This window comes from Bacillus cereus (genome assembly GCF_002561295.1).
Taxonomy (GTDB): Bacteria; Bacillota; Bacilli; order Bacillales; family Bacillaceae_G; genus Bacillus_A; species Bacillus_A cereus_S.
Genome location: NZ_NTUG01000036.1, coordinates 1 through 14,430 on the forward strand (window position 1 = coordinate 1; position 14,430 = coordinate 14,430).

The following is a 14,430-nucleotide window of genomic DNA, read 5'->3' on the forward strand; positions in this document are numbered from 1 at the left end:
AGTAAGACCCCTACCTCAAAATTCAGCGAAAGCAAAGAAGTTAGGTGGTGTATCAACTGCCCGTAAAAGCCCGATTGGTGAGGGCTAATAATCCGTGGGGGATGAAGAAAACCCCCACGGATTAAAGTTTCACTTTATAGGTAGCAATCTCTCTTTTCAAGGTATTGTTGATTCTTTGGATTAATATAATTATGAAAATAAATTTTTCCAAAAATGGTATAATTATTTCGATTCTATCTAAAGGAAACATATAGACAATAATTATTTTACAGCTTTGATTAGAAAAGGGGATGAGAAAGTGATTGGTGAAATGAAACGAGAAGCTTTACAATCATTAAAGGGGAAATGGGGACTTGGTGTAGGTTCAACGCTCTTATATGTTATTTTAAGTTATATTATGTCAATGGTTGCAACTTTTATTGTCATTATTCCTTTTGCTCTGTTATTTATGTCGCTTGGTAGTTCTATCAATTTATTTGAAGAGCAAACAGTGACAATTGGTTTTATTGTTACATTTGTTATTTTATATGGACTTATGTTGCTTATGAATCTTGGAACATATGGTATTACAGCATATGGCTACACGAATGTATTTTTAAACATTAGCAAGAGAAAAGATGCTACTATAGATGCTTTATTCGAAGGTTTCCGTGGTTTTAGAAGAATGATGAATGCTGCAAAGGCAATGTTTTTAATTTCTTTATATTCTGGGGTATGGATTCCTTTCGTTCTAATAATTATTGTTGGTTTGTTAGGAGATGAGACAAGGGGTGCGGGGGAAGGATCTGCAATTGCATTTTTTGTTTTATTAATTGTTTCATTTATTGTCATTACGATTGCGTATTTTTCATATGCGATGACTTATTATGTGATGATAGACAATCCGGAATATGGTGTTTTACAAGCGATGAAAGAAAGTAAAAAAATAATGAAAGGACATAAAATGGATTTATTCCTTTTATGGCTTAGCTTCATTGGTTGGGGAATACTAGCGATAATTCCTTTCGGGCTGGGGCTCCTTTGGTTCTGTCCGTATATTAGTACAACAACAGCACATTTTTATCAAAATATATCGGAAGAAAGATAGTGTACACCTAAATTTAGGTTGGTTTATATTAAGTGTCGTTACTTTCGGAATTGGTTTCTTATGGTTAGTTCCATATTTCTACACGACATCTGCAGCGTTCTATGAGGAAATTTCAAAGAAATATTATAAAGTGAAACTTTAATCAGTGGGGAGGTTCACCCCCCACTGATTATTAGTTGAACCAATCGGGCCTTTACGGGCAGTTGATCCCCCGCCTATCTTCCTAGTTTCCCTTTGAATCTTGAGGTGGGGGTCTTACTGCCCGTTAATGCGGGATAAAAAAGAAGACACTACTTTTTAAAAAAGCGACTAGCATGAAATGAATCATTCATGCTAGTTTTTTTGTGAGAATGAAATGAGTTACGATTGCTGTGCACCAAGTAACGTAGGGGGAATTCATTCTCTAGTTACTTGGTTTTTCTTTTTCCCAATATATCGACATAGGAATTTGAAGTTTGTTATAATGAAAATAATAGTCGCATTATTTAGAAAAATTTAAAAATAATAAATGATGCGGGTTAGACATATTGTTTACTAAGTGAACTTGTTCCTAATTTAAGGGGGGAGGATTTCAGAGTGGCGAACGTATATGAAAATAGTTATATGATTGTTGGGATCTTTTTACTATTAGGTATATTACTACCGGTGGTGGCTCTTACGTTAGGCAAGCTGCTACGCCCACATAAACCAAGCGCAGCGAAGGCGACGACGTATGAAAGTGGGATTGAGCCATATCATGATGCAAATGTTCGTTTTCATGCTCGTTATTATATTTTTGCATTGCTGTTTGTCATTTTTGATGTGGAGACCGTATTTTTGTATCCGTGGGCTGTCGCGTATGACAAGCTTGGGTTGTTCGCACTTGTTGAAATGCTGATCTTTGTCATTATGCTGCTTGTTGGTTTGGCGTATGCTTGGAAAAAGAAGGTGTTACAATGGCTATAAATTTCGAAGAGTTACATCCACAGGAACGAGCGGAGCTAGAGAGGAATATCTTTTTTACAACACTTGAACAAATAAAGGGTTGGGCGCGTAGTAATTCTTTATGGCCGATGACATTTGGACTTGCATGCTGCGCGATTGAAATGATGGGAGTTGGCTCATCTCATTATGATTTAGATCGATTTGGGTCATTTTTTCGGACATCCCCGAGGCAATCCGATGTCATGATTGTCTCAGGAACAGTTACGAAGAAAATGGCGCCAATTGTACGTCGTTTATACGATCAAATGCCGGAGCCGAAATGGGTTATTGCGATGGGGTCGTGTGCAACAGCTGGTGGTCCGTATGTAAACTCTTATGCTGTTGTGAAAGGAGTAGACCAAATTGTACCAGTAGATGTGTATATTCCAGGTTGTCCCCCAAACCCGGCTGCTTTAATTTATGGGATTAATAAATTAAAAGAGAAGATTCGTTACGAAGCAAAGACCGGAAAGCAGGTGACGAATAGATGAGTGATCCAAATAAAGAGATTGAGGATCTAAAAAAAGAGGCTGCAAGGCATGCGAGAGAAGAAGCGCGGAAAAGACTTGCTGCTAAACATGAAGCGGAATTGTCCAGTGGGGCACAAGAAGAAGAAAAAGAGAAAGCGCTACCAAAAAGTGCGGAGATAAATATACAAGAAGCGAAACGCCATGCTGCAGAAGCAGCAAAAGCAGCTGCGCTAGCAAAGCAGAAAGAGTCAGAAGGCGAAGCGATATCGGAAGAGGAAAAAGCGAAAGTGAAGGCCAAAGCAGTTGCAGCGGCGAAAGCAAAAGCAGCCGCACTAGTGAAGCAAAAGGCATCAGAAGGTAGCGAGATATCGGAAGAGGAAAAAGCGAAAGCGAAGGCCAAAGCAGTTGCAGCGGCAAAAGCAAAAGCAGCTGCGCTAGCAAAGCAGAAAGCGTCAGAAGGTGGAGCACCAGCTGACGATGAAAAGGCGAAGGCAATTGCGGTGGCGAAAGCCAAGGCAGCGGCTGCTGCCAAAGCGAAAGGTGCTGTAAGCAAGAAAGAAGAGGTGCCGAAGCAGGAGGAGCCATCGCCGAATCAGCCATATTTGGATGCTTATGTGAGAATTATTCAGGAGAAAATGGGTGAGCATTCGTTAGAAGATTACTATATTAATAGACTTTCAAAGGATGTGCCAACGCTTGTTATTAAGCTTGAGAACTACTATGAGGTGATGGAAGTATTGCGAGTTCATGAAGGACTTGCCTTTGACTATATGTCAGAGCTACATGCGACGGATTTTGTTACACATATGGAAGTGTATGTTCATTTATTTTCATATAGTAAGAAACAATCTGTGGCAGTGAAAGTGAAACTGGACAGGGAAGCACCACGGGTAGCGTCAATTGCGCCGCTATGGAACGGGGCGAATTGGCCGGAGAGAGAAGCGTATGATTTGCTTGGTGTTGTTTTTGAAGGACATCCGAATTTAACGCGTATTTTAATGCCAGATGATTGGGCAGGGCATCCGCTTCGCAAAGATTACGAACCACTCGATGTGGAGGTGTAGCGTTATGATCCGTACAGAAGAAATGCTTTTAAATGTAGGACCACAGCATCCGAGTACGCATGGTGTATTCAGGCTTGTTATTAAAATTGATGGGGAAATTATTAAGGAGGCTACACCTGTCATTGGTTATTTACACCGCGGAACAGAGAAAATTGCAGAGAGCTTACAATATACACAAATTATCCCTTACACAGACCGGATGGACTATTTATCGGCGATGACGAATAACTATGTTATCTGCCACGCTGTTGAGACAATGATGGACCTTGAAATTCCAGAGCGGGCCGAATATTTACGAGTGCTTGCAATGGAGCTTGGCCGTGTTGCGAGTCATCTCGTTTGGTGGGGAACGAATCTCCTTGATATTGGAGCGGTTAGCCCATTTTTATATGCATTCCGGGAGCGAGAGATGATTATTAATTTCTTAAATGAGCTTTGCGGGGCGCGGCTAACGTTTAACTATATGAGGGTAGGCGGTGTAAAGTGGGATGCTCCAGATGGATGGATTCTAAAGGTTCGTGAATTTGTTCCGTATATGAGAGAGCAATTGAAGGGCTATCACGACCTTGTGAGCGGAAATGAAATTTTCTTGAATCGTGTGAAGGGCGTCGGTATATATAGCGCGGAAGATGCGCTTTCTTATTCACTGAGCGGAGCGAATTTACGCTGCACAGGCGTGAAGTGGGACCTTCGTAAGGATGAGCCATACTCGATTTATGATCGCTTTGATTTTGATGTTCCGGTAGGAAGCGTGGGCGATGCTTGGGACCGTTACGTTTGCCGGATGGAGGAAATTGAGGAATCCCTCAAAATTATTGAGCAAGCAGCTGAGCAATTTCCGTCAGAAGGGCCAGTACTAGCAAAAGTACCGAAAATTATTAAAGCACCAAAGGGCGAGGCATTTGTCCGCATCGAGTCACCGCGCGGAGAAATCGGTTGTTACATTGCGAGTGAAGGAAAGAAAGAACCATATCGCTTAAAGTTCCGCAGACCATCTTTTTATAACCTGCAAATTTTACCAAAGCTTTTGAAGGGTGAAAATATCGCGAACTTAATTACGATTTTAGGTGGCGTTGATATTGTACTTGGGGAGGTTGATGGGTGATGATGGAGCGCCTCTTAGAGTCATCGGCGAGTTGGACGAATTTTTTCATTTTTTTTGGGTTAGCGGTCCTTCTGCTATTTGCCGTCCTTGGATTTGTTACATATGGAATTTTAGCAGAACGAAAAGTGATGGGATTTATGCAAGGGAGGATTGGTCCGAATCAGGTCGGCGGCAGATTCGGTTTGCTGCAAACTGTTGCTGACGTTTTAAAACTTTTATTAAAAGAAGATAGCATTCCGAAAGCTGCAGATAAGCCGCTATTTATATTGGCACCTATTATCGCATTCGCACCAGCCTTTATGGTGCTTGCTGTTATTCCGTTTACGGATAAATTTCAGTTCGCAGATATTGGAGTAGGATTGCTTTATTATATCGCTGTATCAGGGATTACGACGATTGGTGTTGTGACCGGGGGCTGGGCATCGAATAATAAATACTCACTTCTAGGCGGGATGCGTGCGGCGGCGCAAATGATCTCTTATGAAATTCCGCTTGTGATGAGCGTAATTGGCGTCGTTTTATTAGCTGGTAGCTTAAATTTAAATGAAATTGTAGCAGCGCAGGAGAAGGTTTGGTATATTTTCGCGCAGCCAATCGGTTTTGTGATTTTTTTAATCGCAGCAGTTGCAGAGCTCAACCGGACACCGTTTGACTTACCAGAAGCGGAATCAGAACTTGTCTCGGGATATCATACGGAATATTCAGGGTTTCGCTGGGCGTTCTTTATGCTTTCTGAATACGTATATTTCTTTGGAATGGCTTCGCTCATTACAGTGCTCTTCCTAGGTGGATGGAACCCAGTTATGTTCCTTGACTTTATTCCTGGAGCTGTATGGTTTGCCTTGAAATTTAGTGCGGTAGTCTTTCTCTTAATTTGGTTCCGCGTTACATTCCCGCGTATTAGGGGGGATCAATTGATGGAGTTTGGCTGGAAAGTATTATTACCAATCGCACTTGCAAATATTTTCTTAACGGCATTGATTAAGGAGTTGTTCTTCTAATCTAAAAGGGGGTGCCACTAAGATATGAAAGGACTATTTAAAGGATTAAAGTACACGCTTAGCAATTTAAGTAAGAAAAAAGTAACCTACGATTATCCCAATCAACCATTGCCACTACCAGATCGCTTCAGAGGGATTCAAAAATTTTATCCAGAAAAATGCATTGTTTGTAATCAATGTTCCAATATTTGCCCCACTGACTGTATTCAATTGACGGGGAAAAAACATCCAGATCCTACGAAAAAAGGGAAAATCATTGATACGTATGATATTAACTTTGAAATTTGCATTCTTTGTGATTTATGTACAGAGGTTTGCCCAACAGAGGCTATTGTTATGACAAACAATTTCGAGTTAGCGGAGTATACGCGTGATGATTTGTTTAAAAATTTACAGTGGTTAGATGAAAATGATGAGAACGTCAGAAAGGAGAATAAAGCATGAGCGGCGAGTTAGTAGCATTTTTTATCTTGTCCTTAACGGCGATTATTGGCGGTATTCTAATGCTGAACTTAACAAAAGTCATGCATATGATGCTCGCCCTTGTGTTTACGTTTCTGAGCATTGCGGGATTGTACTTTCTCTTATCGGCAGAATTTGTTGGGGTCGCGCAAATTTTGATTTATTCCGGGGCGATTACGATTATTATGATTTTCGGCATTATGTTAACCAAACATGACGCTGAAAGTGAATCTAGTTTTAGTTTTCGTAAGTTGCTCATCTTCCTCGCAGTAGTAGCATTTGGCGGGGTGATGTACTTTGCTGTTAATAATATAGATTTTACAAATCAAAATGTACAAGGAAGCTTACCGCTGCATGAACAAAATACACTTCAAATTGGTACACTCTTGTATTCGAAATATGTCATTCCATTTGAATTAACATCGGTTATTTTACTCGTTGCGCTTGTTGGGGCAATTGTACTTGCGAAGAAGGATGAGGAAGAGGGGGATTCCAATGAGTAGTGTTCCAGCTTCCGCCTATTTGGCTCTTGCAATTATTCTGTTTTGCATCGGTTTATTCGGGGCTTTAACAAAGCGGAATACGGTCATTGTGTTAATTTGTATTGAACTGATGTTAAATGCGGCGAACTTAAATCTAGTCGCTTTTAGTAAATTAGGCTTTTTTCCAAATTTAACAGGACAGATTTTTTCACTGTTTACGATGTCCGTTGCGGCAGCTGAGGCAGCGGTTGGACTTGCAATTTTAATTGCGTTATATCGTAAGCATGCGACAGTTAACGTAGATGAAATGGATTCGCTGAAAGGTTAATTGTGACCGAAAAGGGGGAAGGAAACAATGATCGATTATGCATGGCTCATACCGCTTTTCCCGCTTGCTTCGTTTTTTTTGCTCGTTGTGTTTGGGGGGAAGTTGAGGGAAGGAAGCAGCTTACTTGGTATCTTCCTCACATTTCTTTCCTTTGTGGGTGCGGCGATTGTATTAATAGAACGGCTGTCATCAGAGACAGTAAAGCATCAGTGGTTATGGCTAAGGATTGGAGATGTAGATCTTTCGTTTGGTTTTGAGATTAACGCATTAAATGCTTTAATGCTGTTTATTGTGACACTCGTTAGTTTTCTCGTGCATGTGTATTCAAAAGGGTATATGCATGGCGATGAGAGGTTGCCAACCTTTTATGCGTATTTAGGATTCTTTACATTTGCGATGCTTGGGCTTGTCATTTCAACGAATTTATTACAGCTTTATATATTTTGGGAATTAGTTGGGCTTGGCTCATTTTTACTAATTGGGTTCTATTTCTTTAAAGAAGAAGCAAAGGCTGCAGCGAAAAAAGCGTTTATTATGACGCGTATTGGAGATGTGGGCTTATTTATCGGGATGATTTTACTTTTCTGGCAAGCTGGTAGTTTTGAGTACGACGCTATCTTTCAAGCGATGAAGACAGGAGATATATCACCAACTATGGTAACGCTCACGGCCATTTTGATTTTTATTGGTGCGATGGGAAAATCAGGCCAATTTCCGCTTCATACGTGGCTACCGGATGCGATGGAAGGGCCAACACCTGTATCGGCACTCATTCATGCGGCAACGATGGTCGCGGCAGGTGTATATTTAGTGGCAACGATGTTTCCACTTTTCTCGGCAAGTCCTGTAGCGATGCAAACAGTTGCGATTGTCGGTGCTTTTACGGCAATCTTCGCAGCATCCATCGGCCTTGTGCAGACGGACATTAAAAGAGTCCTTGCCTATTCAACAGTTAGCCAGCTCGGCTATATGATGCTTGCGCTTGGCTCGGCAGGGTATGTGGCAGGTGTCTTTCATTTAACAACACATGCTTTCTTTAAAGCGCTACTTTTCTTAGCGGCAGGAAGCGTCATTCATGCAGTGCATACGCAAAACATTAATGAAATGGGCGGATTGCAGAGAAAAATGAAGGTGACAGGGACGCTCTTCTTAATCGGTACGTTAGCAATTAGTGGTGTTCCGCTTTTCTCAGGATTTTTTAGTAAGGATGAAATTTTGGCGGCGACGTGGATGCATGGCAATTATGTTTTGTTTGTCCTCGCAGTTCTTGCGGCATTCTTAACGGCGTTTTATATGTTCCGGTTATACTTTCTCGTTTTTACAGGAGAGGCGAAAAAAGAAGATGTGCATGAATCCCCTCGTGTTATGACATTTCCGATGATTGTCCTTGGTATTCTTGCAGTTGTAGCAGGTTATGTAAATACGCCGTGGTTTGGAACGTTTCTTGGGGACTGGCTCACAAAAGATATCTCGTTTCAAGTAGAGCAAAATCACGGTCCGATGTGGATTATGATTGTTGCGACACTCGTTTCGTGTGCAGGTATTTTCTTAGCATATCTTATCTACGGAAAACGCTCGATCTCTAGAGATTGGGCTGGCGGACGAGAAAACGTACTATATAGCCTTCTTAAGGAAAAGTATTATGTAGATGAAATATACAATGTGACTGTGCTCCCGCTCGTCAAAGGAATTGCGCACGTACTGCGGTTATGTGAAGTATATATTATAGAAGGAATCGCCCAGCTTATCGCAAGTATTGTGAGAGGAGCAAGTACTGCTGGTTCTAAACTTCAAAACGGAAACGTACAAGTATACGGAACTGCGGTGGCTGTTTCTTTGGCAGCATTAGTTGTCATTCTGTTATATACAGGGGGGTATTGGCAATGAATGCATTCTTATTATCGTTCTTCATTTTTTCCCCGCTTATCGGGATTCTCTTACTTATGTTAATACCGAAAACGGAAGTGCGTGCAGTGCGAGGCCTTGGGGTGTTTGGGACGATGCTCCCACTTGGCATCGCAATTGTTTTAGCTGGTACATATGCTTCCGGAAAGAGTTTAACGATCTTTGCTGAAAAGGTAAAATGGATTCAATTTGGAAGCTTTTCTAACGGAGATGCAAAGTTGTTTTCTATTTATTATGAGATTGGCATCGATGGCTTCTCGCTTGTCATGATGGTACTTACGGCATTGTTAGCGACACTTGCAGCAATTGCTGCCTTTTCCGTTCAAAAGAATATAAAAGGTTTTTACATGCTTTTATTACTGCTTGAAATTGGGATGCTTGGTGTCTTTGCAGCAGAAAATTTACTTCTATTCTTCGTCTTTTTTGAAATTACGTTACCACCGATGTTTTTGCTTATCGGAAGGTGGGGGAAGTTGAACAGTGAAAAAGCTGCTTATAGTTATTTAATTTATAACGGAATTGGATCAGCAATTTTACTCATCGTTTTCTCCATCCTTTTTGCAAAAACGGGTACAACAAATATCACGGCGCTGAAAGATATTTTAACTGGGGCGGAAGCATCGCTCTTAGGTGATATTTCAACTTCGATGCAGCTTGGATTATTCATTGCTCTCATGATTGCCTTTGCAATTAAGCTACCTGTATTCCCTTTACATCGCTGGATGGTGAATGTGCATGTAGAGGCACATCCTGCAGTGGTGATGCTCCATGCGGGTGTTCTGCTCAAAATTGGGGCATACGGAATCGTTCGCTTGGGGAAAGGGCTATTTCCAGAGCAGTTTCATGACTTTGCGACACTTATAGCGATTTTAGGAGTAATTAACTTACTATACGGTGCTTTCCTAGCGATGATTCAAACAGATTTCCGGAAGGTTCTTGCTTACTCCAGTATTTCGCATATGGGAATCGTACTAATGGGACTTGCGGCACTTAATGCTCCAGGTATGAAAGGAGCACTATTCCAAGTCGTATCCCATGGCTTAATTGCGGCGCTACTATTCTTCCTGCTCGGCATGATTGAACGGCGCTTCGGTACTTCTGACATTACGAAGCTCGGTGGCCTCGCTAAACAAGTGCCAGTGTTAAGTGGTTTCTTATTAGCGGGAAGTATGGCTTCGCTTGGTCTTCCGGGAATGTCTGGATTTGTGAGTGAGTTTCTTGCATTTCTTGGACTATTTCAAGGGAAACCGTTACTTGCAACAGTTGGCGCACTCGGTATCATTCTAACCGCAGTATACGTTTTAAGGGCGACGCTTCAAGTCACATTTGGAAAGAAGGAATTGGAAGGAAAGCACGATGTCCGCGGCTGGGAATACGTTCCGCTTGTACTCTTATTAACATGTATTATCGCAATTGGTGTTATGCCAGAGTTGCTCGGAACACCGCTGCAATACACAGTGAAAATACTGGGGGTGAGATAGGATGGATATGGATACATTACTTAGTTTATCTTGGCATTTAATGGTACCGGAGTTCATCATTCTTGGGGTGGCCATCCTTCTCTCGCTTCTTGATTTATTTCTAAAGTTTGATCGTAAGTATGTAGGAATCGGTGCGATTTGTGGTGTGGTACTATCACTCATCGCGTTAATTACACTATATGGTGAACCAGCTGGTGAGATTTTAAGCGGCTCATTTGTATTAGATGGATTTTCAAAAGGGTTTAAAACATTACTATTAGTGGGAGCAATCCTCGTTTTATGTATAGCGATGAGTGATGATAAGAAAGAGCCAATTCAAGATAAAGGAGAATACTATTACTTGTTTTTAATGGCCATTCTCGGGGCGATGTTCATGGCGTCTAGCGTTGACTTTATTACGCTCTTTATTGGCTTAGAGTTACTATCACTATCTTCGTACATCTTAGTGGGGATTCGAAAGAAAAACCGTGCTTCGAATGAGGCGGCGATGAAATATGTTATTAATGGCGGAATTGGAACGGCTATTACGCTCTTTGGAATGAGCTATTTATATGGGATTACGGGTGCAACGAATATAATTGCGATGCAGGAAGTTCTTATGCAAGGTGTGGATGGAAGTATCATGCTTTTGCTATCGCTTGCTTTCTTACTTCTGTTTGTTGGTTTATCCTTTAAAATTGCGACCGTGCCGTTTCATATGTGGGCACCAGATGTATATGAGGGGGCAGCGGCACCTGTTACAGCGTTCCTTGGGACAATCTCTAAAATCGCTGGATTTATAATGTTGATAAGAGTGTTCCTGATGGTATTCGGCGCTGCATTGATTCAGGGAAGTGAGCAATCTGTATTTAGTAATATGAGCATATATATTGCCGTTTTAGCTGGAATTACAATGGTAGTTGGTAATGTCGCAGCATTAAAGCAATACAGCGTGAAGCGTCTATTTGCCTATTCGGGAATCGCACATGCTGGATACTTACTCGTTCCGCTTGTAGCACTATCGCCATTTACGATGGACAGTATGTGGTTCTATATGTTGGCATACATGCTGATGAACATAGGAGCTTTTGCTATTATCCACGGATTAATCTTACAAAGCGGGAAGGAAAATATAACAATTTTCGCTGGTTTATACAAACGCTCTCCGTTCATCTCAGCGGCGATGACCATTTTTATTCTATCTTTAGCCGGAATTCCAGGGACCGCTGGCTTTATCGGAAAGGTTAATATTTTTTTAAGTGCTTTTACCGCTAGCCCGGCTCATTACGTACTCGCATCAATCATGATGGGCACAACAGTTATCTCATTTGCGTATTATTTCCGTATTTTACAGCAAATGTTCTTTCGAAAGAGTAGTGAAGAAGGGCCGGTGCACGTACCAATCAACTTGAAAGCTGTCATTAGCTTTTGTGCAATTGCAACTGTATTACTCGGGATTCTACCGGCAATTGGTTACAATTTCTTTTATGAATATTTTCCACTCATGAAAGATTTCTTCTTTACTGGGAACGTGGTACAATAGTAAAAATAAAAAGTGTAGAGTCATCGCTCTACGCTTTTTATTGTGGAATAGAAGTGTCTGTTGTTAAGATGGAACTGTTTTCGCAGAATCTCTTCAGTTTCTTTTGAAGGGAGAACTTTATACTGCCTATTTAGGCGGGGAAAAGTGTGGTTTCCATTTATATGGGATCGTTTTGTATCCTAAGCGATGGTAAGCCAAACAAAAGGAGTCGATTTTTTTGGCGCAACTTTTAGGGCAACAAGCACTGATTGCGATCGTTTCGCATTTATTGTTTATTACCATTACGTGGTGGGCCTTACAAGGTATCCATATCGAACGCTTAATGAAATCTGGAAAGGTATTGCAGACAAGGGTTTTGCTCATTCTTATTACGATTGCAATCGGGACATCTGTCAGCAACTTTTTCCTTGATTATTTAGGGTATTCGAAGAGTTTAACGTATTTAGTAAAGTAAGTGTATAGAACCTCATATCTCCGTTAACAATGGGGATAGGAGGGGATGAAACTTGAAAAACATGAAAACAATTCTTATTGTTGTCGTAAGTATTGTCGTATTCTTAGTGGGGTATAAAGAGATAAAACCCGTAAGTGACGAAGAGAAAATGGAGAGTATGATCGCAGCTCTTGAAAAGAATGGAACAGAGATAGAGCAGTGGTCATGGTTAGCACGAGAAACAAAAACCATTTCTAATATACATACGTTTCAAAAGTTGTTAAATGAAGTGAAAGAAAAAGCGAATATTCAAAAATGGGAATTAGAACAATCTCATGACGGATATAAAGCAACAGCATACAAAAAATTTTCTTCTCATGAAGAACGAATAGTAGTAACTTGGAGTAAGGAAAATACTAAAGAAAACACTTTCATTATTTTTGAAGTAAGTGGGTCAAAATGGGACCCTAAAAACATTCAAAAAATGGATAAAATTTTTAGTACAAAACCTACAATTTACACTTGTGTTAAAGGTGTACTGGATGATAAGATTGAAGGTGTTTTGCAAAATAAAACCAATCAGGTTTTGAAAGATCTTTCAGCAAGAGCGATCGAAGAGATAGAAGAAAGAGCATTTGTGTCAGTCTCCGCATATAATAAAAAGTGGAATGACGCTCTTTCAACAAATAGAGAGAAAATCAATGTGCAAATAGCAATACGTTCTACAAACAACAAAGATACCATTGTGGTTGGCACACCGATCATAACTTCTGAGTATTGAATAGATATTGAAAAAAGGACACGGAGGGGAATAAATTGGAAAAAATCATCGTCCGTGGCGGAAAGCGGTTAAACGGCACAGTGCGTGTTGAGGGCGCAAAAAATGCTGTATTACCAATAATCGCTGCAGCCCTATTAGCGAGTGACGGAAAGAATGTACTATCTGAAGTACCAGTTTTGTCTGATGTATACACGATTAATGAGGTATTACGTCATTTAAATGCTGAAGTCGTATTTGAAAATAACCAAGTAACAATTGATGCTTCAAAGGAGTTAAATATTGAAGCACCATTTGAATATGTACGTAAAATGCGTGCGTCTGTTCAAGTAATGGGACCACTATTAGCACGTAATGGCCGTGCGCGTATTGCACTTCCTGGTGGATGTGCAATTGGTTCACGTCCAATTGACCAACATTTAAAAGGCTTTGAAGCAATGGGAGCGAAAGTAAAAGTTGGGAATGGATTTGTTGAAGCTTATGTAGATGAATTAAAAGGCGCAAAAATTTACTTAGACTTCCCAAGCGTAGGTGCAACAGAAAACATTATGTCTGCTGCTACATTAGCAAAAGGGACAACAATACTTGAAAACGCAGCGAAAGAGCCAGAAATCGTTGACTTAGCTAACTTCTTAAATGCAATGGGAGCGAAAGTACGCGGAGCTGGAACTGGAACGATTCGTATCGAAGGCGTTGATAAATTATATGGAGCAAACCATTCTATTATTCCTGACCGTATTGAAGCGGGAACATTCATGGTTGCAGCAGCAATTACTGGTGGAGACATCTTAATTGAAAATGCTGTACCAGAACATTTACGCTCTATTACAGCGAAGATGGAAGAAATGGGTGTTAAGGTTATCGAGGAAAATGAAGGTGTACGTGTTATCGGCCCAAGTAAACTAAAAGCCGTTGATATTAAAACAATGCCTCATCCTGGTTTCCCAACAGACATGCAATCACAAATGATGGCATTGTTATTACATGCTGATGGAACGAGCATGATCACAGAAACGGTATTCGAAAACCGCTTCATGCATGTTGAAGAATTCCGTCGTATGAACGCAGACATCAAAATTGAAGGCCGTTCTGTTATTATGAATGGACCTAATAACTTACAAGGTGCAGAAGTAGCAGCAACTGACTTACGTGCTGCAGCAGCATTAATTCTAGCTGGTTTAGTATCAGAAGGTTACACACGTGTAACAGAATTAAAACACCTTGATCGTGGATATGTAAACTTCCATGAGAAACTTGCTGCATTAGGTGCAACAATTGAACGTGTAAACGAAAAAGTAGAAGAAGTAAAGAAGCAACAAGTTTCTGACCTTCACGCTTAATTGAATTCG

Annotated in this window: 15 protein-coding genes and 1 pseudogene; all 16 read left to right on the forward strand. The window is 40.7% G+C overall.

All coding sequences use genetic code 11. From position 1 onward, the window contains the following. Positions 1-298: 298 nt before the first annotated feature. The 16 genes and pseudogenes from CN373_RS18985 to murA all read left to right on the forward strand — a co-directional run bounded on the left by CN373_RS18985 (position 299) and on the right by murA (position 14,421). Entirely contained in the window at positions 299-1,087 is a 789-nt protein-coding gene (locus tag CN373_RS18985) for a DUF975 family protein (protein WP_098359907.1), read from the forward strand. A 13-nt stretch (positions 1,088-1,100) separates the two neighbouring features. Continuing rightward, positions 1,101-1,229 (forward strand): annotated as a pseudogene (locus tag CN373_RS26060) (DUF975 family protein); the annotation flags it as partial. 434 nt (positions 1,230-1,663) lie between these two features. Next, the gene (locus tag CN373_RS18995) at positions 1,664-2,032 is read left to right on the forward strand and encodes an NADH-quinone oxidoreductase subunit A (RefSeq protein WP_000024631.1); all 369 of its coding nucleotides are present in this window, start codon (positions 1,664-1,666) and stop codon (positions 2,030-2,032) included. Beyond that, entirely contained in the window at positions 2,023-2,541 is a 519-nt protein-coding gene (nuoB, locus tag CN373_RS19000; protein ID WP_000996672.1) for an NADH-quinone oxidoreductase subunit NuoB, read from the forward strand. Before CN373_RS18995 ends, nuoB begins: the two co-directional genes overlap by 10 nt. Beyond that, complete coding sequence (locus tag CN373_RS19005; protein WP_098359908.1) at positions 2,538-3,584, forward strand: NADH-quinone oxidoreductase subunit C; 1,047 nt, start codon at positions 2,538-2,540, stop codon at positions 3,582-3,584. The genes nuoB and CN373_RS19005 overlap by 4 nt, the downstream gene beginning before the upstream one ends. Positions 3,585-3,588: 4 nt before the next feature. Continuing rightward, complete coding sequence (gene nuoD / locus CN373_RS19010; protein WP_098359909.1) at positions 3,589-4,689, forward strand: NADH-quinone oxidoreductase subunit NuoD; 1,101 nt, start codon at positions 3,589-3,591, stop codon at positions 4,687-4,689. Continuing rightward, on the forward strand, positions 4,689-5,690 hold the full coding sequence (nuoH, locus tag CN373_RS19015) for an NADH-quinone oxidoreductase subunit NuoH (protein WP_098359910.1): 1,002 nt from the start codon (positions 4,689-4,691) through the stop codon (positions 5,688-5,690). The genes nuoD and nuoH overlap by 1 nt, the downstream gene beginning before the upstream one ends. Before the next feature lie 24 nt (positions 5,691-5,714). Further along, entirely contained in the window at positions 5,715-6,134 is a 420-nt protein-coding gene (gene nuoI / locus CN373_RS19020) for an NADH-quinone oxidoreductase subunit NuoI (RefSeq protein WP_042981023.1), read from the forward strand. Then, complete coding sequence (locus tag CN373_RS19025; protein ID WP_000012387.1) at positions 6,131-6,655, forward strand: NADH-quinone oxidoreductase subunit J; 525 nt, start codon at positions 6,131-6,133, stop codon at positions 6,653-6,655. The genes nuoI and CN373_RS19025 overlap by 4 nt, the downstream gene beginning before the upstream one ends. Next, positions 6,648-6,962, forward strand: a complete 315-nt coding sequence (nuoK, locus tag CN373_RS19030) for an NADH-quinone oxidoreductase subunit NuoK (protein WP_000100074.1) — start codon at positions 6,648-6,650, stop codon at positions 6,960-6,962. Before CN373_RS19025 ends, nuoK begins: the two co-directional genes overlap by 8 nt. 27 nt (positions 6,963-6,989) lie before the next feature. Continuing rightward, positions 6,990-8,849, forward strand: a complete 1,860-nt coding sequence (gene nuoL / locus CN373_RS19035) for an NADH-quinone oxidoreductase subunit L (RefSeq protein WP_000568186.1) — start codon at positions 6,990-6,992, stop codon at positions 8,847-8,849. Further along, the gene (locus CN373_RS19040) at positions 8,846-10,348 is read left to right on the forward strand and encodes an NADH-quinone oxidoreductase subunit M (protein ID WP_098359911.1); all 1,503 of its coding nucleotides are present in this window, start codon (positions 8,846-8,848) and stop codon (positions 10,346-10,348) included. The genes nuoL and CN373_RS19040 overlap by 4 nt, the downstream gene beginning before the upstream one ends. A gap of 7 nt (positions 10,349-10,355) precedes the next feature. Further along, a complete protein-coding gene (gene nuoN / locus CN373_RS19045) occupies positions 10,356-11,870 on the forward strand; it encodes an NADH-quinone oxidoreductase subunit NuoN (protein ID WP_033664845.1) in 1,515 nt (504 codons plus the stop codon). A 217-nt stretch (positions 11,871-12,087) separates the two neighbouring features. Next, complete coding sequence (locus CN373_RS19050; protein WP_000057889.1) at positions 12,088-12,324, forward strand: DUF1146 family protein; 237 nt, start codon at positions 12,088-12,090, stop codon at positions 12,322-12,324. 61 nt (positions 12,325-12,385) lie between these two features. Continuing rightward, entirely contained in the window at positions 12,386-13,084 is a 699-nt protein-coding gene (locus tag CN373_RS19055) for a YwmB family TATA-box binding protein (protein WP_002058545.1), read from the forward strand. A gap of 35 nt (positions 13,085-13,119) precedes the next feature. Then, complete coding sequence (murA, locus tag CN373_RS19060) at positions 13,120-14,421, forward strand: UDP-N-acetylglucosamine 1-carboxyvinyltransferase (RefSeq protein ID WP_000411261.1); 1,302 nt, start codon at positions 13,120-13,122, stop codon at positions 14,419-14,421. Positions 14,422-14,430 lie beyond the last annotated feature (9 nt).

Excerpts from the sequence above, each read along its gene's own strand:
- nuoN (WP_033664845.1), top strand. The coding sequence starts at position 10,356 with ATGGATACATTACTTAGTTTATCTTGGCATTTAATGGTACCGGAGTTC.
- CN373_RS19055 (WP_002058545.1), top strand. The coding sequence starts at position 12,386 with ATGAAAACAATTCTTATTGTTGTCGTAAGTATTGTCGTATTCTTAGTG.
- CN373_RS19005 (WP_098359908.1), top strand. The coding sequence starts at position 2,538 with ATGAGTGATCCAAATAAAGAGATTGAGGATCTAAAAAAAGAGGCTGCA.
- nuoD (WP_098359909.1), top strand. The coding sequence starts at position 3,589 with ATGATCCGTACAGAAGAAATGCTTTTAAATGTAGGACCACAGCATCCG.
- nuoK (WP_000100074.1), top strand. The coding sequence starts at position 6,648 with ATGAGTAGTGTTCCAGCTTCCGCCTATTTGGCTCTTGCAATTATTCTG.
- nuoB (WP_000996672.1), top strand. The coding sequence starts at position 2,023 with ATGGCTATAAATTTCGAAGAGTTACATCCACAGGAACGAGCGGAGCTA.
- nuoL (WP_000568186.1), top strand. The coding sequence starts at position 6,990 with ATGATCGATTATGCATGGCTCATACCGCTTTTCCCGCTTGCTTCGTTT.
- CN373_RS19025 (WP_000012387.1), top strand. The coding sequence starts at position 6,131 with ATGAGCGGCGAGTTAGTAGCATTTTTTATCTTGTCCTTAACGGCGATT.
- nuoI (WP_042981023.1), top strand. The coding sequence starts at position 5,715 with ATGAAAGGACTATTTAAAGGATTAAAGTACACGCTTAGCAATTTAAGT.
- CN373_RS19040 (WP_098359911.1), top strand. The coding sequence starts at position 8,846 with ATGAATGCATTCTTATTATCGTTCTTCATTTTTTCCCCGCTTATCGGG.
- nuoH (WP_098359910.1), top strand. The coding sequence starts at position 4,689 with ATGATGGAGCGCCTCTTAGAGTCATCGGCGAGTTGGACGAATTTTTTC.